The organism is Planomonospora parontospora (genome assembly GCA_014647935.1).
Taxonomy (GTDB): Bacteria; Actinomycetota; Actinomycetes; order Streptosporangiales; family Streptosporangiaceae; genus Planomonospora; species Planomonospora parontospora.
The window spans coordinates 30,033-51,443 of the sequence record BMQD01000022.1; the positions used below are offsets into that span (position 1 = coordinate 30,033).

A 21,411-nucleotide genomic window follows, 5' to 3' on the forward strand; every position below is an offset into this window, starting at 1 on the left:
CGGGCACGGTGATCACCCGGCATGGCGGGCGGTGGGCATGATGATCACCCGGCGCGGCCGACGATCACCCCCGCGCGGTCGATGACCACCACGTCCACCTCCACCGGCGCTCCGCGCAGCACGCCGGCGGCGGTCGCGCGGGCCCGCCCGGCGACCAGGTCGCCCAGGGGCAGGCCCTCCTCCTGGCACAGGCGCAGGGCGTGCAGTGCGGTGTTGGCCGACAGGACCTGCCGGGCCAGGGCGTCGTCCCCGCCCGCCGCGCGGGCCAGCTCGGCGAGCAGGCCCGGGTTGACCTGGGAGCGGCCGGAGTGGAGGTCGAGGTGGCCGTCGGCGAGCTTGGAGAGCTTGCCGATCCCCCCGGCGATCGTCAGCCGGGGCACGGGATGCCGCCGCAGGTACTTCAGCACCGCCCCGGCGAAGTCGCCCATGTCCAGCAGCGCGTCCTCCGGCAGGCCGTACAGCTCGGCGGCGACCCGCTCCGAGGTGCTGCCGGTGCACCCGGCGACGTGCGGGTGCCCGGCCGCGCGGGCCACGTCGATCCCGCGCCGGATGCTGTCGATCCACGCCGAGCACGAGTACGGCACGACGACGCCGGTGGTGCCGAGGATGGACAGGCCGCCCAGGATGCCCAGGCGGGGGTTCCAGGTTTTGCGGGCCAGCTCCTCGCCGTGCTCCACGGAGATCTCCACGACCACGTCCCCGGTCCCGCCGCAGCGGGCGGCCACCTCGGCGACGTGCTCGCGCATCATCCGCCGGGGGACCGGGTTGATCGCCGGCTCGCCCACCTCCAGCGGCAGGCCCGGCTTGGTGACCGTGCCGACGCCGGGACCGGCGGTGAACACCACGCCGCCGCCCGGGGCGCCGTGCCGCACCGTCGCCGAGATCAGCGCGCCGTGCGTCACGTCGGGGTCGTCGCCCGCGTCCTTGACCACCCAGGCCGTCGCCGCGCCCGAGGTGAGGGACTCCCTCGCCAGCGCGAACGCCGGGCGCCGCCCCTTCGGCAGGGAGATCTCCACCGGGTCGGGGAACTCACCGGTCAGCAGCGCCGTGTAGGCGGCGGTGGTCGCCGCCGTCGCGCACGCGCCGGTGGTCCAGCCGTGGCGCAGGGGCGCGCTCACCGCCCGACCGCCTGCCGGTACGGTGTCCCGGTGATCGGGCACGTGAGGGAGAGGACCCCCGGGACCCGGCGCCGGAGAACGCGGACGCTCCGCGAGGGGAGAGGGGTGACGGGGTGCTGAACGTCCTGGTGCTGGGCGGCACCGACGAGGCGAGGAGGCTGGCCGCGGCGCTCGCCGGACGGGCCGGGACGCACGTGGTGTCCTCCCTGGCCGGCCGGGTGCGCGACCCGAAACTGCCGGTGGGGGAGGTGCACGAGGGCGGGTTCGGCGGTCCCGACGGGCTCGCCGCCTGGCTGGCGGAGCGCCGGATCGGCGCCGTGGTGGACGCCACGCATCCGTTCGCCGCCCGGATGACCGCCTCGGCGGTCGAGGCGGTCCGCCGTACCGGGCTTCCGCTGCTGATCCTGCGCCGGCCCGGCTGGCAGGCCGGGCCGGGCGACGACTGGCGCCGGGTGCCGTCGCTGGAGGCCGCGGCCGCGCTGCTGCCCGCCCTCGGGGAGCGGGTCTTCCTCACCACCGGCCGCCGCAGCCTGCCGGTCTTCGCGGACCTGGACGGGCTGTGGTTCCTGGCCCGTTCGGTGGATCCGCCCGAGCCGCCACTGCCGCGCCGGGTGGAGGTGCTGCTCAGCCGGGGCCCCTTCACCCGCGAGGGCGAGCTCGCTCTCATGCGCGGGCACCGGATCGACGTGCTGGTCACCAAGGACAGTGGCGGCCAGATGACGACCGCCAAGCTGCACGCCGCCCGTGAGCTGGGCCTGCCGGTCGTGGTCGTGCAGCGCCCGCCCGCGCCCGGCGGCGTGCCCGCGGTGCCGACCGTCGGGGAGGCGGTCGCCTGGCTGGAGACCGTCGCCGGTGCGGCCGGGTAGGGCCGGGGTCGACGGGGCGGGACGACCGGTCAGGGCCGGGGGTGACAGGGCGGGAGGACCGGGCGGGGCCGCGGACGCCCTCGTGGGACGGCCGGGCAGGGCCGGGGACGGCGGGGCCGGGCGGCCCCGCCGTACACCTGCCGGGCACGTCATGCCGGGTAGCGGCGGGGGGTGAAGACCACCCGGCGGCCGTCGCCGCGGTCGGCCACCCGCGTCGTCGAGGACCCGACCAGCAGCAGGCAGCGCATGTCCACCGCCGCCGGGTCCAGCTCGGCCAGGGTGGTCACCGTCACGCTCTCGCCCGCCCCGCCGACGTCCCGGCCGACGACCACCGGCGTCTCCGGCGCGCGGTGCTCCAGCAGCAGGTCGCGGGCCGCGGCCACCTGCCAGGTCCGGCTCCGGGAGGCGGGGTTGTAGATCGCCAGCACCAGGTCCGCCCGCGCCGCCGCGCTGATCCGCTCCGCCACGACCTCCCACGGCTTGAGCAGGTCCGACAGCGACAGCACGCAGTAGTCGTGCCCGAGCGGCGCCCCCGCCCGGCTCGCGACCGCGTGCGCCGCGGTCAGGCCCGGCAGTACCCGCACCGGCACGCCGGAGAAGCGCGGCTCGCAGGCCACTTCCAGCACCGCGCTCGCCATCGCGAACACCCCGGGATCGCCGGAGGAGACGACGGCCACCCGGGACCCGGCCCTGGCCAGCTCCAGCGCGTGCGCGGCCCGCTCGGCCTCCACCCGGTTGTCGGTGGCGTGCCGGCGCTGGCGCGGGTTGGGCGGGACCCGGTCCAGGTAGGGGCCGTACCCGACGAGCTCGTCGGCGGCGGCCAGGGCCTCCTGCGCCTCCGGCGTCAGCCAGGGCCGGCCGGCCGGGCCGAGCCCGACGACCACGACCTCGCCGGTCCTGCCCGAGGTGCCCGTCCCGGTCGCGGTCCCGGTCGAGGTGCCGGTCGCGGTCCCGGTCGCGGTCCCGGTCGAGGGCCGGACGCCCGCCGCCGCCTCCGTCGTACGGGCCGGACCGGCGGGGGCCGGGCCGGCGTTCACCGGGCTGGGGATCAGGGCCAGCGAGAAGTACGGCACGCTCTCCGGGTCGACCTCCGCCAGCGGGGCCAGGCGCTGCCCGGCGGTGGTGGCACGCTCCACGTACCAGGCCTCCTCCAGACGGCCCGCCTTCTCCAGCGCGTCGCGGACCTTGGTGAACGTCCGGCCCAGCTTGAGCACCGCGGCGGAGTCGGCGGCCGCGAGCCGCTCGGCCAGCACCTCGGCGGGCAGGGTGCCGGGCAGCACCGTCAGCGTCTCGTCGCGCTCCACCAGCGGCCGGCCGAGGACCGCCGCGGCCCCGCTCACCGAGGTGACGCCCGGGACGACCTCGGTGGTGTAGCGGTGCGCCAGGCGCTTGTGCATGTGCATGTAGGAGCCGTAGAAGAGCGGGTCGCCCTCGCACAGCACCACCACGTCGCGCCCCGCGTCCAGGTGCGCGGCCAGCCGGAGCGCGCACTCGGCGTAGAAGTCGTCGATCGCGCCCTGGTAGCCGCCCGGATGGTCGGTCGTCTCCGTGGTGAGCGGGTAGATGAGGGCCTCCTCGATCTGGCCCTCCCGCAGGTACGGCGCGGCGACCGAGCGGGCGATGCTCCGGCCGTGCCGGGCGCTGTGGTAGGCGATCACGTCCGCCGCACCGAGGAGGCGGGCGGCCTTGACGGTCACCAGCTCCGGATCACCCGGTCCCAGCCCCACCCCCCAGAGCCGTCCCGCGGCGGCGGGCCCGTCGTGCCCGGTGCGCCCGTCGTGTCCTGCGGCCGCACCGGCCGCACCGGTCGGGTCGTCGGTCATGGCGCTCACTCCTGTTCGCTGGCGATCGCGTTGACGGCGGCGGCGGCCATCGCGCTGCCGCCCCTGCGGCCGTGCACGACCAGGTACGGCAGGCCCGCAGGGTGTCCGGCGAGGGCCTGCTTGGACTCGGCGGCGCCGATGAAGCCGACGGGGACGCCGAGTACGGCCGCGGGCCGTCCCGCACCCTCCTCGACCATCTCCAGCAGCCGGAACAGCGCGGTGGGCGCGTTGCCCACCGCGACCACGGCGCCCTCCAGCCGGTCGCGCCAGAGCTCCAGCGCGGCGGCGCTGCGGGTGGTGCCCAGGCGCTCGGCGAGCTCCGGCACCCGCGGGTCGCCGAGGGTGCAGACGACGTCGTTGCCGGCCGGGAGACGGTGGCGGGTCACTCCGGAGGCGACCATCATCGCGTCGCACAGCACCGGGGCACCGGCCAGCAGCGCGGCCCGTGCCGAGGCCACGACGCCGGGAGACCAGCCGAGGTCGTCGACCAGGTCCACCATGCCGCAGGCGTGGACCATGCGGACCGCGACCCGCGCGACGTCCTCGGGCAGCCCGCTCAGGTCGGTCTCGGCGCGGATGGTGGCGAAGGAACGGCGGTAGATCTCCGCGCCGTCGCGGACGTAGTCGATCACGTTTCCCCTCTGGCGGCCGCCACCGCGGCCGCGGTCTGTCCGATGTCCGCACAGGACAGGCTGAGGCCGTCCGCGTCCACCCGGTAGCCGTCGCCGGTCGCGACCACGTCCACGACCCGCCCGGCCGGACGGCCGCAGCGGCGCCCGCAGCCCGCCCAGTGCACGGGGAGCGTACCGGTGCCCGGCGATCTCATCGAACGCGAGGCGGCGTCCGCCTCCACGAGGCCGATGACGGAGGCCGCGTCGGCCCGGACGTCGGCGAGGGACTTGGCGCAGCCCGGGCGGCCGGTGCAGGCGCTCACGCCGGTCCACGGCGAGTCCGGGTCCGTGACCAGCCCGGCGCCCGCCAGCCGGACGGCCGCCTCCGCCGCCTCCGCGCGGGTCAGACCGGGCACGACCACCCCCCGCCACGGCGTGAGCCGTACCTCGTTGGCCAGCCCGGCGAGCAGCTCCGCCTGTGCCGCGGTCAGCCGCCCCAGCGGCACCGCGATGCCGAGGGCCACCCGGTCACCGGGATCCCCGCCCCCGTCTCCGTCCTCCTTCCGGTCCCCGTGCCCGCGGACCGGCTCGATGACGCCCACCGGCCCGCGCGCGGCCGGGTGCGGCGCCACCGGCTCGCCGAGCTCGGCGCCCGCTCCCGCGTCCGTCGCGGGAAGCGGCGCCGCGGTGCCCGCCGGGGTCTCCACCGGGGCGGTTGCGGAAGCACCCGCCGGGGTCTCCACCCTCGCGGCCGCGGAAGCGCCCGCGAGGGTGACGGCCGAGCCGGCCACCTCGGCGCGGACGCGTGCCACGACCCGGCCGGAACCGCCGGGCAGCTCCCCGATCCGCCAGACGGCGACCCCCGAACCCGCGAGCTCCGCCAGGAACGCCCCGGCCACCGCGAGCAGCGCGGGAACCGCCTCGGACACCGGAACACGCAGGCCGCTGTCGGCGCCCGCGACGAGGACCGCGACCAGGTCGGGAGCGAGAGGCAGGATCCCCGCGTCGGCGCCGAGCCCGGCGACGTCACCGCGGCCGTCGTCGACGGCGAACAGGAACCGGCCGGGCAGGGCGGCCAGCTCCGGGCGGGCGCACAGCGACCGGTCCAGTTCGGCGACCAGCGGGCCCGCGTCGAGCAGCCCGCGGCCGTCGCAGCCGGCCAGCGGGGAGGCCAGGATGTTGCGGACCCGCTCGTGGGTCGGCGAGGGCAGCAGGCCCGCCTCGGCCATCCGCGCCGCGAAGCCGGACTCCTCACCCAGCCCGCGGACCTGGACGTTCGCCCGGGAGGTCAGCTCGATGACGCCGGTGCCGCACTCGGCGGCGGCTCGGGCCAGCTCGCGCAGCCGGGCCGAGGGCAGGCGGCCGCCGGGAACCCGGATCCGGGCCAGCCCGCCGTCGGCGGCGGCGTGCGTCTGCAGCGCTCCGGGACACGCGTCGGACCGTGACCGGCCCGGAAGGCCGGGCGCGCCGGACGCGCCGGAGGAGCCGGGACCGTCGGACGCGCGGGAGGAGCCGGGTGCGCCGGACGCGTCAGGGGGTCCGGGACGGCCGGGCGCGCCGGAGGAGCCGGACAGGCCGGGAGTTCCGGAGGGCCTCGGCCCGCCGGGTGCGCCGGAAGGGGCGGGGAGCCCGGGCCCGCCGAGCGCGTCAGGGGAGCCGGACATACCGGGATTTCCGGAGAGGTCGGGAACGGTCACGCCGAGGATGCTAACGCCGGGTTCCTCCGGACGACCGAACTGCCGTACGCTCATGGTCGAGCGAAGGCAATGGGAGGAAGCCGGTGTGAATCCGGCGCGGTCCCGCCACTGTGACCGGGGAGCGACCCCCAACCAGGCCACTGTCCGCGTGCGGACGGGAAGGCCGGGGGGAGCGTCGATCCGGGAGCCAGGAGACTCCGGCCCTCGCGTCCGCCGACGACCCGGGGCGAGGACCCCGAGGGAGGAAGAGTCTCCGTGCGCCCTTCGCCGTGCCCCCGTCCCGAGGGACGTGCCGCGTGATCCTGCTGCTCTCCACCTCCGACACCGACCTGCTCAGCGCCCGGGCGAGCGGCGCCGCCTACCGGCTGGGCAACCCCGCCCGGCTCGCCGCCGCGGACCTGCCACCGCTGCTGGAGGGCGCCGACCTGGTCGTGGTCCGGCTGCTCGGCGGGCGCCGCGCCTGGGAGGAGGGCCTGGACGCCCTGCTCGCCGGGCCCCGGCCCGTCGTGGTGCTCGGCGGCGAGCAGGCGCCCGACGCCGAGCTGATGGAGCTGTCCCGCCAGTGGGGGGTCCCCGGCGGCGTCTGCGCCGAGGCGCACGCCTACCTCGCCCACGGCGGCCCGGCCAACCTCGCCGAGCTGCACCGGTTCCTGTCCGACACCGTGCTGCTCACCGGCCACGGCTTCGCACCCCCCCGGCCCACCCCGGCCTGGGGGGTGCTGGAGCGCGAGGCCCGCCGGGACACCGCCGGAGACACCGCCGGGGACGCCGTCGGAAACGCCCCGGTCGTGGGGGTGCTGTACTACCGGGCCCACCACGTCGCCGGGAACACCGCGTTCGTCGAGACGCTCTGCGCGGCGGTCGAGGACGCGGGCGCGCGGGCGCTGCCCGTCTACTGCGCCTCCCTGCGCGCCGCCGAGCCCGCCCTGATCGAGACCCTGCGCCAGGTCGACGCCCTGGTGGTGACGGTGCTCGCGGCCGGGGGCACCCGCCCGGCGACCGCGTCGGCCGGCGGCGACGACGAGGCGTGGGACGTCGGGGCGCTGGCCGAGCTGGACGTGCCGATCCTGCAGGGACTCTGCCTGACGAGCAGCCGGGACACCTGGGAGGGCAGCGACGACGGCCTGTCGCCGCTGGACGCCGCCACCCAGGTGGCCATCCCCGAGTTCGACGGCCGGATCATCACCGTGCCGTTCTCGTTCAAGGAGACCGACGCCGACGGGCTCACCGTCTACGCCGCCGACCCCGAGCGGGCCGCGCGGGTGGCCGGCATCGCCGTACGGCACGCCGCGCTGCGGCACGTCCCGCCCGCGGAGCGGCGGATCGTGCTGATGCTCTCGGCCTACCCGACCAAGCACTCCCGGATCGGCAACGCCGTCGGCCTGGACACCCCCGCGAGCCTGGTGCGGCTGCTGGCCGCGCTGCGCGGGCACGGCTACGACATCGGCGCCGAGGACGAGCTGCCCGGCGTGGCCGCCCAGGACGGCGACGCGCTGATCCACGCGCTGATCGCGGCGGGCGGGCAGGACCCCGACTGGCTCACCGAGGAGCGGCTGGCCGGCAACCCGGTGCGCATCGCCGCGCGCACCTACGCCGAGTGGTACGGCACGCTCCCGGCGGACCTGCGCGAGCGGGTCGAGGCGCACTGGGGGCCGCCGCCCGGCGAGCTGTTCGTCGACCGGTCGCGCGACCCGGAGGGCGAGATCGTGCTGGCCGCGCTGCGCGCCGGGAACGTCGTGGTGATGGTCCAGCCGCCGCGCGGCTTCGGCGAGAACCCGATCGCCATCTACCACGACCCGGACCTGCCGCCGAGCCACCACTACCTGGCGGCCTACCGGTGGCTGGCCGACGGGTTCGGCGCGCACGCGGTCGTGCACGTCGGCAAGCACGGCAACCTGGAGTGGCTGCCCGGCAAGTCCGCGGGCCTGTCGGCCTCCTGCGGCCCGGACGCCGCCCTGGGCGACCTGCCGCTGGTCTACCCGTTCCTGGTCAACGACCCCGGAGAGGGCACCCAGGCCAAGCGCCGCGCCCACGCCACCCTGGTCGACCACCTGGTGCCGCCGATGGCCCGCGCCGACACCTACGGGGACATGGCGCGGCTGGAGCAGCTCCTCGACGAGCACGCCTCGATCGCGGCCATGGACCCGGCCAAGCTCCCGGCGATCCGCGCCCAGATCTGGACGCTGATCCAGGCGGCCCGGCTCGACCACGACCTGGGGGTCGGGGACCGCCCGCACGACGCGGAGTTCGACGACTTCCTGCTCCACCTGGACGGGTGGCTCTGCGAGGTCAAGGACGTGCAGATCCGCGACGGCCTGCACGTGCTGGGCGCCGCCCCGCAGGGGGAGGTGCGCGTCGACCTGGTGCTCGCCATGCTCCGGGCCCGCCAGATGTGGGCGGGGAGCGAGGCGCTGCCCGGCCTGCGGGAGGCGCTGGGCCTGGCGGAGGACGGCAGCGCGGACCGGGCGGGCGTCGACGGGGCCGAGACGCTGGCCCGCTCCCTGGTCGAGGCCATGGAGGGCGGCGGCTGGGACCCGGCCGCCGCGGCCGGTGCGGTCGCCGCCGTACTCGGATCGGGCGGTGCCGTACCCGGATCGGGTGGCGGTGCCGTACCCGGACCGGGTGGGCCGGGCGGCGCGGCCGTTCCGCCGGGGGCCGCCGCCTCCGGAGCGGACCTCGCGCTGGTGGAGCGGATCCTGCGGTTCGCGGCGACCGAGATCGTGCCCCGGCTGGCGCGGACCACCGACGAGATCGGCGCGATCCTGCACGCCCTCGACGGCGGGTACGTGCCCGCCGGGCCGAGCGGGTCGCCGCTGCGCGGGCTGGTCAACGTGCTGCCGACCGGGCGCAACTTCTACTCGGTCGATCCCAAGGCGGTGCCGAGCCGGCTGGCCTGGGAGACCGGGCAGGCCATGGCTGACTCGCTGCTGGCCCGCTACCGGGAGGAGACCGGCGGCTGGCCCCGCTCGGTCGGGCTCTCGGTCTGGGGGACCAGCGCCATGCGCACCGCCGGGGACGACGTGGCCGAGGTGCTCGCGCTGCTCGGCGTCCGGCCCGTGTGGGACGAGGCGTCGCGCCGGGTCACCGGCCTGGAGGCGATCCCGCTGCCCGAGCTGGGCCGGCCCCGGGTGGACGTCACCGTCCGGATCAGCGGGTTCTTCCGGGACGCCTTCCCGCACGTCGTGGCCATGCTCGACGACGCCGTACGACTGGTCGCGGCCCTGGACGAGCCGGAGGAGGACAACTACGTCCGGGCCCACGTGCTGGCCGACTCCGGCCGCGGCGACCGGGCGACGATGCGGATCTTCGGTTCCCGCCCGGGCGCCTACGGGGCGGGGCTGCTGCCGCTGATCGACAGCCGCAACTGGCGGGACGACGCCGACCTGGCCGAGGTCTACGCGGTCTGGGGCGGGTTCGCCTACGGCCGGGGCGTCGACGGCGTCCCGGCGCGCGAGGACATGGAGACGGCCTACCGGCGGATCGCGGTGGCGGCCAAGAACGTCGACACCCGCGAGCACGACATCGCCGACTCCGACGACTACTTCCAGTACCACGGCGGCATGGTCGCCACCGTCCGCGCCCTCACCGGCCGGGCCCCGGCCGCCTACATCGGCGACAGCACCCGTCCGGACGCGGTCCGCACCCGGACGCTGTCGGAGGAGACCTCCCGGATCTTCCGGGCCCGCGTGGTCAACCCGCGCTGGCTGGCCGCGATGCGCCGGCACGGCTACAAGGGCGCCTTCGAGCTGGCCGCCACCGTCGACTACCTGTTCGGCTACGACGCCACCACCGGGGTCGTCGCCGACTGGATGTACGACCGGCTCGCCGCGGCCTACGTCCTGGACCCGGAGAACCAGGCCTTCCTGGCGGAGTCCAACCCGTGGGCGCTGCACGGCATCGCCGAGCGGCTGCTGGAGGCCGCCGACCGGGGCATGTGGGAGCACCCGGACCCGGAGATCCTGGCCGGGGTGCAGGAGGTCTACCTCAAGGCGGAGGGCGACCTGGAGGGCCGGGGATAGCGCGGCGCCGCCCCGCGGGGAGCCCTCGCGGGGCGGCACGACGATCGGCCGGGCGGCTTCTTCCGCGGTCCGTCTGCGCGGAGGGGCCGTCTCAGACGGTGAAGCGGTTCACCAGTTCGCGCAGTGACGTGCTCATCTCCGCCAGCTCCGCCGCTGCCTGACGCGACTGCTCCACCCCCTCGGTGGTCACCGCCGCGGCCTCGGCGACGCCGGCGATGTTGGCGGCGATCTCGTTGCTGAAAGTCGCCGCGTCGGCGACGTTGCGGTTCATCTCCCCGGTGGTGGCGGTCTGCTCCTCCACCGCCGCGGCGATCGCGGCCTGGTGGTCGTTGATCCGGCCGGTGATCTCGCTGATCCGGCTGATCGCCTCCATCGCGCTGGTGGTGTCGGCCTGGATCGCGGTGACCCGCCGGGCGATGTCCTCGGTGGCCTTGGCGGTCTCCTGCGCCAGGTCCTTGACCTCGCCCGCGACGACCGCGAAGCCCTTGCCGGACTCCCCGGCCCGCGCGGCCTCGATGGTGGCGTTCAGCGCCAGCAGGTTGGTCTGCTCGGCGATCGAGGTGATCGTCTTGACGACGTCGCCGATCTCGGCCGAGGAGGTCTCCAGCTGGGCCATCATCGTGTTGGTGGTCTCGGCCACGCGCACGGCCTCGGCGGTCACGGAGGCGGCCGCGGAGGTGCTGCGGGAGATCTCCTCGATCGCCGCGCCCATCTCCTCCCCGCCCGCCGCCACGACCTCCACGTTGCGCGAGACGTCCGCGGCGGCGGCGGCGACCACGCCGGACTGGACGCTGGACTCCTCGGCCGAGGCCGCGATCTGCTCGGCGACCTGGGACAGCTGCACCGAGGAGGCGGCCAGCGAGGCGCTGTGGTCCGCCAGCACCGTCACCGTGGTGTGCAGGGATTCGGCGGTGACGTCCACGGCGTCGCCCAGTCGGCCGAGTTCGTCGCGGCGCGTCATCCGCAGCCGCACGGTCAGGTCGCCGTGGGCCAGCCGGCCGAGGGCGGACACGACCCCGCGGAGCGGGCGCACCACCGACCGGGTGGCGGTGATGCTCAGGCCGGCCGCCACGATCAGCGCCGCGAGCAGCGTGCCGAGCAGGATCCGCTCGCTGTCGCTCCTGACTTCGGCCGCCTCCTTCTGCAGCGCGACCACACGTCCGGCCAGGGAATCGGTCAGCGCCGCGTTGATCTCCAGGCTGGCGGAGTAGGCCTCGGCGGCCTCACCGCCGTTGATGCTGTTCATGGCCTCGGTGCGGGCTTCGCGGGTGTCCTGGGCCAGCAGCTCCATGATCTTGTCGTCCCAGGCGAAGAAGTCGTCCCAGGCGGGGCGGAGCTTGTCGAACCGCGCGCGCTCAGCCGGTGTCAGGTATTCGACGTGCGTGGCGTCGATCGTGTCGTAGAGGGCCTGCTTGCTCTCCAGCTCGCCCTTGCGGTTGTAGGCGTCGGGCCCGGTGGCCGCCTTGCCGCCGAAGGCGCCGGCGTCGGCCACGACCAGTCCCTGCCAGCCGGTGATGTCGGCGGCGTAGTAGCTGAGCTTCTGGACATCGTCTTCGACCTGCTTCAGCTGATCCATGCGCATGCTGATGTCGTGCTGGCTGCCCATCCCGGAGCGACCCACGGCGACCGAGACGATGATCAGTAGCGTGACCAGGAGAAACGAGAGCCCGAGCCGTTTTCCGACTTCCAGGTTCTGCAGGCGGGACATGCGAGACCTCCAGGAGGTTAGAGCCGCTGGGCGGCGGCAGATGACCGATCGGCGCAATCCGGACGCACCAAAGAGGAACCCGGATAACGAAACGCTCAGGAACCCGGTCCTTTCAGCGGGGCCTGCTCCGGCCGCCGCCCACAGGCCCGGGCCTCGGTGCCGGGCTGAGTCCTCCTGAGCGGCCCACTCCTGCTGCCGATCCCCGGCGGCGGCCCGCGTCACGGCGGCCACCACGGCGGCTGGGAGGACGTGCACCGGGAAATGCATTAGGAATTTATATAAACTACTGATATAAATTTCCCCGTGCTGGATGTCACCGAACTGACCGCGGTCCTGGAGGACCTGACCCGGATGCACATCCGCCTGCCCGTGAGGCAGCGCCTGAGCTTCACGACGCTGTCGGTGCTGCACACGCTCGAAGGCCGCGGTCCGATGCGGTTGACCGGGCTCACCGCCGCCGAGCAGGTCACGCAGTCCGCGATCACCCAGCTGGTCGCCAAACTGGAACGCGACGGGCTGGTCGAACGCCGGCCCGACCCCTCCGACGGCCGCGCGGTCCTCGTCCACGTCACCGACGCCGGCGCGGCGGTCGTGAGGAGCCGGCGGGCCGAACGCGTCGCCGGCCTCGAAAGACTCGCCGCCGCACTCACCCCCGCCGAACGCGACGCGATCGCCGCCGCCCTCCCGGCCCTGGCCCGCATCGCCCGGGCAGGGGACGAACCAGGAGGACACCCGTGATCGACCCGACCCCGATCCACGTCCCCGACGACGTGCTCACCGACCTGCGTGCACGTCTGGCACTCACCCGCTGGCCGGAGGACGCGGGCAACCAGGACTGGTACTACGGCGTGAACCGCGCCTACCTGCAGGAGCTCGTCGAGTACTGGCGCACCGGCTACGACTGGCGCAGAGCGGAAGCCGCGATCAACGCCTACGAGCACTACCTCGTCGACGTCGACGGCGTCCCGGTGCACTTCATGCGTCGGCCCGGCGTCGGCCCGGAGGGCGGACCGGCCCCCACCCCGCTGATCCTCACCCACGGCTGGCCGTGGACGTTCTGGCACTGGGCCAAGGTCGTCGACCCGCTCGCCGACCCGGCCGCGTACGGCGGCGACCCCGCGGACGCGTTCGACGTCATCGTCCCCTCGCTACCCGGATTCGGGTTCTCCGGCCCGCTGCCGGACCACCCCGACCTGAACTTCTGGAAGATCGCCGACATCTGGCACAGCCTGATGACCCGAACCCTGGGGCACGCGAGGTACGCCGCGGCGGGCTGCGACGTCGGCGCGCTGGTCACCGGCCAGCTCGGCCACAAGTACGCCGACGAGCTGTACGGCATCCACATCGGATCCGGCCAGAAGCTCACCCTGTTCAACGGCGACCGGGCCTGGGACCTCTCCGCCGGGCGGCCAATCCCGGAAAACCTGCCCGCCGACGTCCATGCGCAGGTCATCGCCGTGGAGAAGCGGTTCGCCGTCCACCTGGCCGCGCATGTGCTCGGGCCGAGCACGCTCGCGTACGGGCTGTCGGACTCCCCGGCCGGCATGCTCGCCTGGATCCTCGAACGCTGGGTGAACTGGAGCGACAACCACGGTGACGTCGAGACCGTCTTCAGCAAGGACGACCTGCTCACGCATGCGATGATCTTCTGGATGACGAACTCGATCGGGACGTCGATCCGCACCTACGCCAACAACAACCGGTACCCGTGGCGGCCGTCCCACGACCGGCAGCCGGCGATCGAGGCGCCCACCGGCATCACGTTCGTCGGCTACGAGAACCCGCCGGGCGTCGGCACAGGCCAGCGTGTCCGGCACTTCCTCGGCACCGACCGCGCGGCGTGGTACAACCACGTCAACCTCACCGCGCACGACCGCGGCGGCCACTTCATCCCCTGGGAGACCCCCGACGAGTGGATCGACGACCTGCGCCGGACGTTCCGCGGCCGCCGCTAGTCTTCTGAGTCGGGAATCCTGTTCATATGCAGGCTTGTCGTGCGGCGCGTACAGGGCGGCCGAAGGCCGAGTCGATGCTGACCAAGGAGGAACGGGCCGCGCTCGAGGAGTGGGTGCGGCGCCGTTCCGCGCCGCAGTCATGGGCGCTGCGCTGCCGGATCATCCTGGCCTGCGCGAGCGGGATGGCCGACAAGGCCGTGGCCGCTCAGCTCGGCTCGACCCAGCACGCGCTGGGGCGCCGGCGGGCCCGGTTCATCGGGCACCGGATCGCGGGGCCGGGCGACCTGCCACATCAGTGAACGTTCGCCCTGTAGTGCCTCAGATGGCGGATGCCACGGATCTCGACGAACGTGACGTCCGAAACCCGCCAGCATGCTCGCGGTCGATGGGGTGAGAATCCGTTCGTGATCGCTGAAACGCAGGGAATCCGCATCCGGCATCGCGGGCGTGAACCACAGGTCCATCCCACCGCCTACATCGCCCCGACGGCCACACTGGTCGGTGATGTCCGCGTGGGGCCGAGGGCGCGGGTGATGTACGGTGCGGTGCTCGATGCCGAGGGGTCCCGGATCGAGGTCGGGGAGGCGGCGGTGATCTGCGAGAACGCGGTGTTGCGCGGGTCTGCGGTCGCCGGCGATCAGCCGGTGCTCGTCGACGACCATGTCTTCGTGGGGCCGCATGCCACGCTGCTGGGTTGCGAGGTCGGCAGGTGCGCCTATGTGGCGACCGCAGCGACGGTCCTGCAGTGCGCGCGGTTGGGTGCCGGCTCGGTTGTCGCTGTCGGCGCGCTCGTCCATGCGCGCACCGTTCTGCCGGACGAGTACTTCGTGCCGCCGCACACCGTGGCGCTTGACGCGCCGGTGCGGCTGCTGGCTCCTGGCGATCCGGGCTTGGCCGAGGCCGTCGGCCGGGTGGGCTTCGCACAGGTGGCGTTCGGTGTCGATGCGGAGTGGACCGACCGGATCAACCGGTACGAGCACATCGCGGAGGTGCGCGTCGCCGAGTTCGGCGCGCACGCGGACGATGAGGTTCTGAATCTCGGCTAGTGCCGTGCCAGGCAACGTTTGCCCTGCTGGAGTACGGTCAGCCCATGAACGGCGATGCGCAGCCGGGTCTGGATGAGATCGACGACGAGGGGCAACGGCTGCTCGGACCGTCCGCCGCGGCACCGGGTCGGTGGTGACCTGGCGGCGCGCGCGGATGGTGCTGCCGTCGGACCAGGGCATGTCCGTGACGGAGATCGCCGAGGTGGCGCCAAGATCTGGAAGGCAGGTGGTGGGCGGAGCTGACGCGCGACCTCTGCCGAGGGGCGTGCCATCCATGACGGCACCGGCCAGGCGGGAAGCCTTCCATGCGGCGGTGTGCACGGCGTCGCCGACACGGCCGGGCCGCCCACCGGGGGAACCATGAAAACACCATGAAAACGATCACGGGCAGTGATCCGCCTGACCAGGCCGGCATGGCCGGACCGGCTCTGCCGACTTGACACGGCCCGCGCGCCAGGTGATCGTCAGGGCCCGGCCTCCCCTCAGGTCGCTCGCGAACCGCCCTTCACGGCAGGGAGACCCATGCCTGTACGGAAAACCCTCCTCGCCTTGCTGGCCGCGCTCGCCGTCGCCGTGGCGCCGGCCTGGTCCGGAGGGACCGGCGCCGCCGCGGCGCGGCAGACGCCGCCCCTGGCCGCCCCCGCTACCGCCACCGGGGGCACGGGACTGCGTTGGGAGGCGTGCGCCGGGGTGAGCACGCCGGACCTGCGATGCGCACGGGTCACCGTCCCGCTCGACCACCGCCGCCCGCGTGGCCGCACCATCTCCGTCGTCATCTCCCGATTGGCCGCCACCGACCCGGCGCGGCGCCGGGGCGTTCTGCTCACCACCGGCGGCGGACCCGGCGGGCCGGGCGTCCCGCTGCCCGCGAGCCTCGCCCCGGCACTGTCCGCCGAGGTCCGCGCCCGCTATGACCTGATCGGGTTCGACATGAGATTCGTCGAACGCAGCACGCCCATCGGCTGCGGACAGCCCGAGGAGGAGCCCGGCGGGTTCTGGGTACGCCCCGCGGTCCCCGGACGCTTCCCCGCCGAAGCCGCCGAAGCCCGGCGCTACGCCGCAGACTGCGTACAGGCCTCCGGCTGGGCCCTGCCGCACGCCACCACCGCGAACGCCGCCCGCGACATGGACCTCATCCGCGCGGCCCTCGGCGAGGAGAAGATCTCCTACCTGGGCGGCTCGTACGCGGGACTGCTCGGCACCGTCTACGGCACGCTGTTCCCGCAGCGCGTGGACCGGTTCGTCCTGGACAGCCCGGTGAACGCCGACACGATCTGGCGGCCCTACGAGATGGGCCGCACCCCTGCGTTCGAGGAGGGAACGGTGGCCCTCGCCGCCTGGGCCGCCGGGCGGCACTCCGAATACGGTCTGGGGGAGACCACCGCACAGGTGCGCGCCACGCTCACCGGGATCCTCGACCGGGCCGCCCGGGCGCCCATCGTCATCGGCGATCAGGCCTGGACCGCCGGCGAGCTGGGTGCCCTGCTGGTGGCCGGGATCTACGACGAGCGCGCCTTCGGCGTCGTCGCCGCGGCCTTCGCCGCCGTCGCGGCCGGACGGGAGCCGTCCCTGCCGTTCCCCATCCGCCCTCCGCGGCCCGAGGACGTGCCCGGCGTGCCCGCCGACCACCACACCGCCACCAACATCGCCTACCGCTGCGCCGACGCCCCCTGGCCGCGCGACCCGCGCGTCTACCTGCGCGACATCGCCGCCCAGCGGGACCGCCACCCGCTGTTCGGCCCGGTCAACGCCAACATCAACCCCTGCGCCTTCTGGCCGCCCGCAAGGGACGAACCGGTGCGGCTCGACGGCGACCGCACGCCGGCGGCCCTGGTCGTCGCGGCCCTGCGGGACGTGGCGGTGCCGCCGTCCGTGAGCAAGGCCGTGGCCGCGCGCATCCGCGGGTCACGCCTGGTCACGATCGACGCCCACACCCACGCCCCGTTCCCGCACTACGGGAACGCCTGCCTCAACGCCACGGTCACCCACTACCTCACCACCGGTGCACTGCCGGCCGCCGACACCGCCTGCTGACCCCGCCGCCCAGCGCACCCACCTCTCAACCGTCCGACGACGCGCTCCAGGGCCGTGGTGATGAGCGCGGTGACCTGTTCATCGGTCACGGTCCGCGGACCGCCGGGACGTGGCAGGTCGCCCGGCCACGCGATCCGGTGCCCGATGAACCGGGCCCGCCGGCGCCCCAGCGCGTGCTGGGTCGAGCCGAGCTGAGCGGCCACGGCCTTGTCGGCCATCCCGCTCGCGCAGGCCAGGATGATCCGGCAGCGCAGCGCCCATGACTGCGGCGTGGAACGGCGCCGCACCCACTCCTCGAGCGCGGCCCGTTCCTCCTTTGCGCGCGCACGGATTTCGGAACGGCGGGGACGCCGCAGCGGACTTCGGACAGGGGTCAGTCGCCCTCGGTGCGTCCCAGCCGCCAGTAGCCCATGAAGGCCACCGAGGAGCGGTCGATCCCGGCCTCCTGCACCAGGTGGCGGCGGAGCAGCTTGACCGCTCCGGCCTCGCCGGCCAGCCAGGCGTAGAACCCGCCCGCGGCGGGGCCGGTGGGCTGGGGGACCTCCCAGAGGATGCCGGCGTCCACGTCGACGTCCTCCAGTGCGGTCTCGGCGCCGGGGGAGACCTCCGGCGCCGCGAGCTCGCGGACCGCCTCGCGCACCGCGGGGATCAGCAGGTCGCCGTGGCGGGCCCCGTCGCGGGGGAGCCAGGTGACCCGCACGCCCGGCGGGACGTCGAGCGGGAGCGCGTCGGCGGCCTGGGGGACCTCGAGCAGGATCCGGGCCCGCACCGCGGGGGACAGGGTCTCGGCGATCGAGCAGATCGCGGGGACCGCGGTCTCGTCGCCGGCCAGCAGCAGCCGGTCCGCACCGGGCGGGGGCGCCCACTCCTGCCCACCGACCGGGCCGGGGCACTCCGCGTTGGGACCGAGCACCACGAGCCGGTGGCCGGGGGCGGCGTAGGTGGCCCACCGGGAGGCGGGGCTGGTGTCGCCGTGCAGGACGAAGTCGATGTCGAGCTCGCGCAGCGCCGGCCGTACGGCGCGCACGGTGTAGGTGCGGATCGGATTGCGCAGCGCTTCGGGGAGCATCCGCCAGCGCCCGTACCAGGAGTCGTCGTCGCCGAGCGGGGTGAAGGTGCCGTCGGGCAGCGGGAGGACCACCTTGACCCGCTGGTCGAAACCGCACTGGGCGAAGGCGGCCAGATCGTCACCGGTGAGGGTGATCCGCACGAAGCTCGGGCTGAGCCGGTGCGAGCGCAGGACTCGCACGTGGAAGAAGCGGTAGGCCGGGATCTCCCTGGCCTGCTCGGGAGCCGGGGCGCTGTTCACGGTCATGGGGTCGCCTTCTGTCAGGAGGTTGCATGACCAACTTAGCTTTGCCTAACCTAATCGATCAAATCCTGGCGGTGTTCCGCTCCGGCGCGGCGGCGTCCGGAGCGCCGGTGCCGCCCGCCCGGAGCGGGGCGCGGCCGCCACCGGGCCACGAGGAAGGTCCAGCCGAGCACCAGGCAGGCCAGCACCGTCAGCGGGGCGGGCTCCAGGAGCACCGGGAGCGCGCCCCCGGCATCGGACAAGGTCAGGGCGGTGGTGTCCGCGGCGGGCGCGGGGCGCACCTCGACCGGTCTGCCCGCCGGCGCCGCCTCGCCCTCCACGGCGCTCCGGGCGAGGTTCTCCTTGACCTTGCGCGGGAGCCCGTAGCCGACGACCTTCTCCTGGTCGCGGACCTTGCGCTTCAGCCAGACCCGGTCGACGTTGGCCTCGATCGTGTGGATCGTTCCACCGTCGACGCGCTCCACGATGCCGACGTGGTCGACGCCCTTGATGTCGTCGCCGCCGGACCAGTCGAAGAAGACCAGGGCGCCGGGTTCCGGCTCGGCGCTCCAGGCGCCGTTGGTCTCGAACCAGCGGGCGTGCGAGGGGGTCCAGGCGAACCGGCCCACGTAGTCCGCCACGTCCGCCTTCTCCGCGGCCCAGGCGATGAACATGTCGCACCAGGGGGCCGTGCGGTACTGGGGATCCCGGACCACGGCGGTCGAGTACCACTCGCCGAACTTGGTGTGCTGCCCGGGGCGCTCCCGGTACCCGAGCTCCGCCACCACGACTTCCAGCAGTTCATCGCCTATCGGATCCACGCCCGCCCGTCACCTTCGTCCCCCGCCCTCCGGAAAGGGGTCATCAATCGACAAGGCTGGACTTTAACCCGGTAAACCCGGACAAGGAGGACGATCTACTGAGCGATACCGAATTCGACGGACGGGGGGAAGTACGGCGGTCCACCGTCTACCATCGGCCGTCCCCGGTCACCGCCGCGTCCCGGTCGAATAGCATTTGCGCGACACCACGCGACGGGAACGGGTTCCTCCATGTTCGACGACAAGACGCAGGAGACCCTGCGCCGCCTGCTGGACCTCGCCGAGCATCCCGCCACCCCGCAGGCCGAGCGGGCGCTGGCCCTGGCCCGGGTCCGGGCGCTGGTCATGATCCCGGACGGCGACGCCCGCCGCGCCCCGGTGACCCCGGCGATGGAGGCGGGCATCCTCAAGGGGATCGCGCCGCTGACCCGCCGGGTGGACGAGGACCTGGTCGACGAGGTCCACGGCGACCTCTACGCCTTCGGCACCCGCTACCGGGTGATCGGCGAGGTCGCCGACGAGATGGCCCGCGTGCTCGAACGCTGGGCCGCGACCGTCCCGGCCAAGCGCCACCGCCACGAGGAGGCGGTCCGCGTCACCGCCGCCAAGCTCGCCTACCTCCTGCAGCGCAGGGACCTGTTCCGCGGTTCCGGGCGGGGCGGCCGCCCCAGGGCGAGGTGAGGGAGCGGGACCGACCGCTCGGGGCCGGGCCGGGTCCCCGCCCGGGCCCGACGCCCTGACGCGTGCTTCCCCGCTCCGCTCCGGCGTCCGGAGGCCCGGGCGGGGAGGCCCGGCGGCGTCAGCCGGTCACCCGGCCGCCTCGTGCTCCGGCTCGGCGTCCGGCAGCTCCATCCGGTCGAGGGGCTCGGTGGCCGGCCCCTGCAGGACCGAGCCGTCCACGCCGAACCGCGAACCGTGGCAGGGGCACTCCCACGTGCGCTCGGCGTCGTTGAAGCCCACCACGCACCCCAGGTGGGTGCAGACCGCCGAGACCGCGTGGACCTGCCCGTCCTCGTCGCGGTAGACCGCGCAGCGCTTCCCGCCCACCTTGAGCACCGCGCCCTGCCCCGGGCCCAGCTCCTCCAGCGCGTCGGCCGGTCCGGTGCCCAGCCGGTCCCCGACGAAGTGGGCGGCGACGGCCGCCTGCATCTTCAGCGCCGGTCCCGCCTCCCGGAGCGGGTGCAGCCGCCGGGGGTCGTAGAGCCGGGTCCACGACCGCTGCCGGCCGCGGATCAGGTCCGTCAGCAGCAGGCCCGACATGACGCCGTTGCTCATGCCCCAGCCGCCGAACCCGGTGGCGACGTAGACGTGGCGGGCGCCGGGGTGGAGCGGCCCGATGAAGGGCAGCCCGTCGGTGGTGTGGTTGTCCTGGGCCGCCCACCGGTAGGCGATCTCGGTGGCGCCGAACCGCTCGGCCGTCCACGCGGCCAGCCGGTCGAACCGCTCGCCCACCCCGCCGGCGCCCGGCTCGAACTGCTCGCCGGTCACGATCAGCAGCCGCCGGCCCTCGCCGTACGGCGCCGTCCGGACGGAGCGGGTGTTCTGCTCGGTGGTGATGAACATGCCGCCGGGATCGGCTCCGGCCGGGATGGCGGCGGCGACGACCAGCTCGCGGTGCGGCTTCATCCGGGTGAACAGCATGGCGCGGTCGAACACCGGGTAGTGGGTGGCCACCACGACGTCGCGGGCCGTGACGGTGGCCCCGCCCTCGGTCCGCAGGCTGCACGGCTCGCCCTCGTCGAGCGCCACGACACGGGTGCCCTCGAAGATCCGCACACCGCGGGCGGTCATCGCCTCGGCGAGGCCGAGCAGGTACCGGCGGGGGTGGAACTGCGCCTGCCCGTCCACCCGCACAGCCCCGGCGACCGGGAAGGGCAGGGGGGAGGAGGTGGTGAACTCCGCGGCCAGTCCCGCCTCCGCCGCGGCCTCGGCCTCCCGGCGGAGCTCCTCGACGCCGTCCTCGGACTCCACGTAGGTGTAGGAGGGGAGGCGCTCCAGTTCGCAGTCGACGCCGAGATCGGCGGCGGTCCGCGCCACGTGCTCGACCGCCTCCGTCTGGGAGGTGGCGTACAACCGGGCGGCCTCCGCCCCGGCGGACTTGGCCAGCCTGGCGTAGATCATCGTGTGCTGGGCCGAGAGCTTGGCCGTGGTGTTCCCGGTGACGCCCTCCGCGACCCTCCCGGCCTCCAGCACCGCCACCGACAGGCCCTCCTTCACCAGCTCCCACGCCGTGCTCAGCCCGGCGATCCCGGCGCCGACCACGGCGACGTCGACCTCGAGGTCCTGGGTGAGCACCGGGTACGGCCGGCCCGCCGCGGATTCGATCCAGAAGGATTGCGTAGTCATGCGCGGCTCCTGCCCGCCAGACGGCGCCTCTCACGTCCGGCCGGCCCCCGCGGGGCGGCGGTGAGGTCTTCCCGCC

The 21,411-nt window shown here is 74.6% G+C and carries 17 protein-coding genes and 1 riboswitch; of the genes, 8 read left to right on the forward strand and 9 right to left on the reverse strand.

What is annotated here, in order from left to right:
- Positions 1–44: 44 nt before the first annotated feature.
- The gene (locus tag IEZ07_RS27695; protein ID WP_191897445.1) at positions 45–1,118 is read right to left on the reverse strand and encodes a cobalt-precorrin-5B (C(1))-methyltransferase; all 1,074 of its coding nucleotides are present in this window, start codon (positions 1,116–1,118) and stop codon (positions 45–47) included.
- A gap of 116 nt (positions 1,119–1,234) precedes the next feature.
- Between IEZ07_RS27695 and IEZ07_RS27700 the strand changes: the two genes are divergently transcribed.
- The gene (locus IEZ07_RS27700; RefSeq protein ID WP_204054653.1) at positions 1,235–1,984 is read left to right on the forward strand and encodes a cobalt-precorrin-6A reductase; all 750 of its coding nucleotides are present in this window, start codon (positions 1,235–1,237) and stop codon (positions 1,982–1,984) included.
- A 149-nt stretch (positions 1,985–2,133) separates the two neighbouring features.
- On the opposite strand, the gene IEZ07_RS27705 is transcribed toward IEZ07_RS27700, so the two are convergent.
- Genes IEZ07_RS27705 through IEZ07_RS27715 form a run of 3 tightly spaced genes read right to left on the reverse strand, consistent with a single transcriptional unit; the run spans position 2,134 to position 6,115 of the window.
- Positions 2,134–3,807, reverse strand: coding sequence for a precorrin-2 C(20)-methyltransferase (locus IEZ07_RS27705; RefSeq protein ID WP_239320766.1), 1,674 nt, complete (start codon positions 3,805–3,807; stop codon positions 2,134–2,136).
- 5 nt (positions 3,808–3,812) lie between these two features.
- Positions 3,813–4,439: a precorrin-8X methylmutase gene (locus IEZ07_RS27710; RefSeq protein WP_191897447.1), complete on the reverse strand. Its 627-nt coding sequence runs from the start codon at positions 4,437–4,439 to the stop codon at positions 3,813–3,815.
- Positions 4,436–6,115 (reverse strand): ferredoxin-like domain-containing protein, encoded by a 1,680-nt coding sequence (locus IEZ07_RS27715; RefSeq protein ID WP_275413867.1) that lies wholly within the window; start codon positions 6,113–6,115, stop codon positions 4,436–4,438. The genes IEZ07_RS27710 and IEZ07_RS27715 overlap by 4 nt, the downstream gene beginning before the upstream one ends.
- 74 nt (positions 6,116–6,189) lie before the next feature.
- A riboswitch (cobalamin riboswitch) is annotated at positions 6,190–6,312 on the forward strand.
- 99 nt (positions 6,313–6,411) lie between these two features.
- Here IEZ07_RS27715 and IEZ07_RS27720 point away from each other — a divergent pair.
- On the forward strand, positions 6,412–10,134 hold the full coding sequence (locus IEZ07_RS27720) for a cobaltochelatase subunit CobN (RefSeq protein WP_191897448.1): 3,723 nt from the start codon (positions 6,412–6,414) through the stop codon (positions 10,132–10,134).
- 91 nt (positions 10,135–10,225) lie between these two features.
- On the opposite strand, the gene IEZ07_RS27725 is transcribed toward IEZ07_RS27720, so the two are convergent.
- Positions 10,226–11,842, reverse strand: a complete 1,617-nt coding sequence (locus IEZ07_RS27725; protein ID WP_191897449.1) for a methyl-accepting chemotaxis protein — start codon at positions 11,840–11,842, stop codon at positions 10,226–10,228.
- A 303-nt stretch (positions 11,843–12,145) separates the two neighbouring features.
- Between IEZ07_RS27725 and IEZ07_RS27730 the strand changes: the two genes are divergently transcribed.
- The 5 genes from IEZ07_RS27730 (at position 12,146) to IEZ07_RS27750 (ending at position 16,877) form a co-directional block, all read left to right on the forward strand.
- Positions 12,146–12,580 carry a MarR family winged helix-turn-helix transcriptional regulator gene (locus IEZ07_RS27730; protein WP_239320763.1) on the forward strand — a complete coding sequence of 145 codons (435 nt, stop codon included), beginning with the start codon at positions 12,146–12,148 and terminating at the stop codon, positions 12,578–12,580.
- Positions 12,577–13,797, forward strand: a complete 1,221-nt coding sequence (locus IEZ07_RS27735) for an epoxide hydrolase family protein (protein ID WP_191897450.1) — start codon at positions 12,577–12,579, stop codon at positions 13,795–13,797. Before IEZ07_RS27730 ends, IEZ07_RS27735 begins: the two co-directional genes overlap by 4 nt.
- 74 nt (positions 13,798–13,871) lie before the next feature.
- Positions 13,872–14,096, forward strand: a complete 225-nt coding sequence (locus IEZ07_RS27740; RefSeq protein WP_204054644.1) for a hypothetical protein — start codon at positions 13,872–13,874, stop codon at positions 14,094–14,096.
- A gap of 105 nt (positions 14,097–14,201) precedes the next feature.
- On the forward strand, positions 14,202–14,843 hold the full coding sequence (locus tag IEZ07_RS27745; protein ID WP_191897451.1) for a gamma carbonic anhydrase family protein: 642 nt from the start codon (positions 14,202–14,204) through the stop codon (positions 14,841–14,843).
- A 522-nt stretch (positions 14,844–15,365) separates the two neighbouring features.
- Positions 15,366–16,877 carry an alpha/beta fold hydrolase gene (locus tag IEZ07_RS27750; protein WP_191897452.1) on the forward strand — a complete coding sequence of 504 codons (1,512 nt, stop codon included), beginning with the start codon at positions 15,366–15,368 and terminating at the stop codon, positions 16,875–16,877.
- On the opposite strand, the gene IEZ07_RS27755 is transcribed toward IEZ07_RS27750, so the two are convergent.
- The 3 genes from IEZ07_RS27755 to IEZ07_RS35990 form a co-directional block, all read right to left on the reverse strand.
- A complete protein-coding gene (locus IEZ07_RS27755; RefSeq protein ID WP_191897453.1) occupies positions 16,832–17,164 on the reverse strand; it encodes a COG3415 family protein in 333 nt (110 codons plus the stop codon). The two genes, IEZ07_RS27750 and IEZ07_RS27755, sit on opposite strands and share 46 nt — an antisense overlap.
- 86 nt (positions 17,165–17,250) lie before the next feature.
- On the reverse strand, positions 17,251–18,192 hold the full coding sequence (locus IEZ07_RS27760) for a siderophore-interacting protein (RefSeq protein WP_191897454.1): 942 nt from the start codon (positions 18,190–18,192) through the stop codon (positions 17,251–17,253).
- A gap of 50 nt (positions 18,193–18,242) precedes the next feature.
- The gene (locus IEZ07_RS35990; RefSeq protein WP_204054643.1) at positions 18,243–18,989 is read right to left on the reverse strand and encodes a CHAP domain-containing protein; all 747 of its coding nucleotides are present in this window, start codon (positions 18,987–18,989) and stop codon (positions 18,243–18,245) included.
- A 231-nt stretch (positions 18,990–19,220) separates the two neighbouring features.
- Between IEZ07_RS35990 and IEZ07_RS27770 the strand changes: the two genes are divergently transcribed.
- Positions 19,221–19,670: a hypothetical protein gene (locus IEZ07_RS27770; RefSeq protein WP_191897455.1), complete on the forward strand. Its 450-nt coding sequence runs from the start codon at positions 19,221–19,223 to the stop codon at positions 19,668–19,670.
- Positions 19,671–19,796: 126 nt separating this feature from the next.
- On the opposite strand, the gene IEZ07_RS27775 is transcribed toward IEZ07_RS27770, so the two are convergent.
- Positions 19,797–21,335, reverse strand: a complete 1,539-nt coding sequence (locus tag IEZ07_RS27775) for an FAD-dependent oxidoreductase (protein ID WP_191897456.1) — start codon at positions 21,333–21,335, stop codon at positions 19,797–19,799.
- Positions 21,336–21,411 lie beyond the last annotated feature (76 nt).

Bases quoted from the DNA above. Each gene is read 5' to 3' on its own strand.
- IEZ07_RS27760 (WP_191897454.1), bottom strand. From the start codon at position 18,192: ATGACCGTGAACAGCGCCCCGGCTCCCGAGCAGGCCAGGGAGATCCCG.
- IEZ07_RS27705 (WP_239320766.1), bottom strand. From the start codon at position 3,807: ATGACCGACGACCCGACCGGTGCGGCCGGTGCGGCCGCAGGACACGAC.
- IEZ07_RS27770 (WP_191897455.1), top strand. From the start codon at position 19,221: ATGTTCGACGACAAGACGCAGGAGACCCTGCGCCGCCTGCTGGACCTC.
- IEZ07_RS27740 (WP_204054644.1), top strand. From the start codon at position 13,872: ATGCTGACCAAGGAGGAACGGGCCGCGCTCGAGGAGTGGGTGCGGCGC.
- IEZ07_RS27725 (WP_191897449.1), bottom strand. From the start codon at position 11,842: ATGTCCCGCCTGCAGAACCTGGAAGTCGGAAAACGGCTCGGGCTCTCG.
- IEZ07_RS27775 (WP_191897456.1), bottom strand. From the start codon at position 21,335: ATGACTACGCAATCCTTCTGGATCGAATCCGCGGCGGGCCGGCCGTAC.
- IEZ07_RS27750 (WP_191897452.1), top strand. From the start codon at position 15,366: ATGCCTGTACGGAAAACCCTCCTCGCCTTGCTGGCCGCGCTCGCCGTC.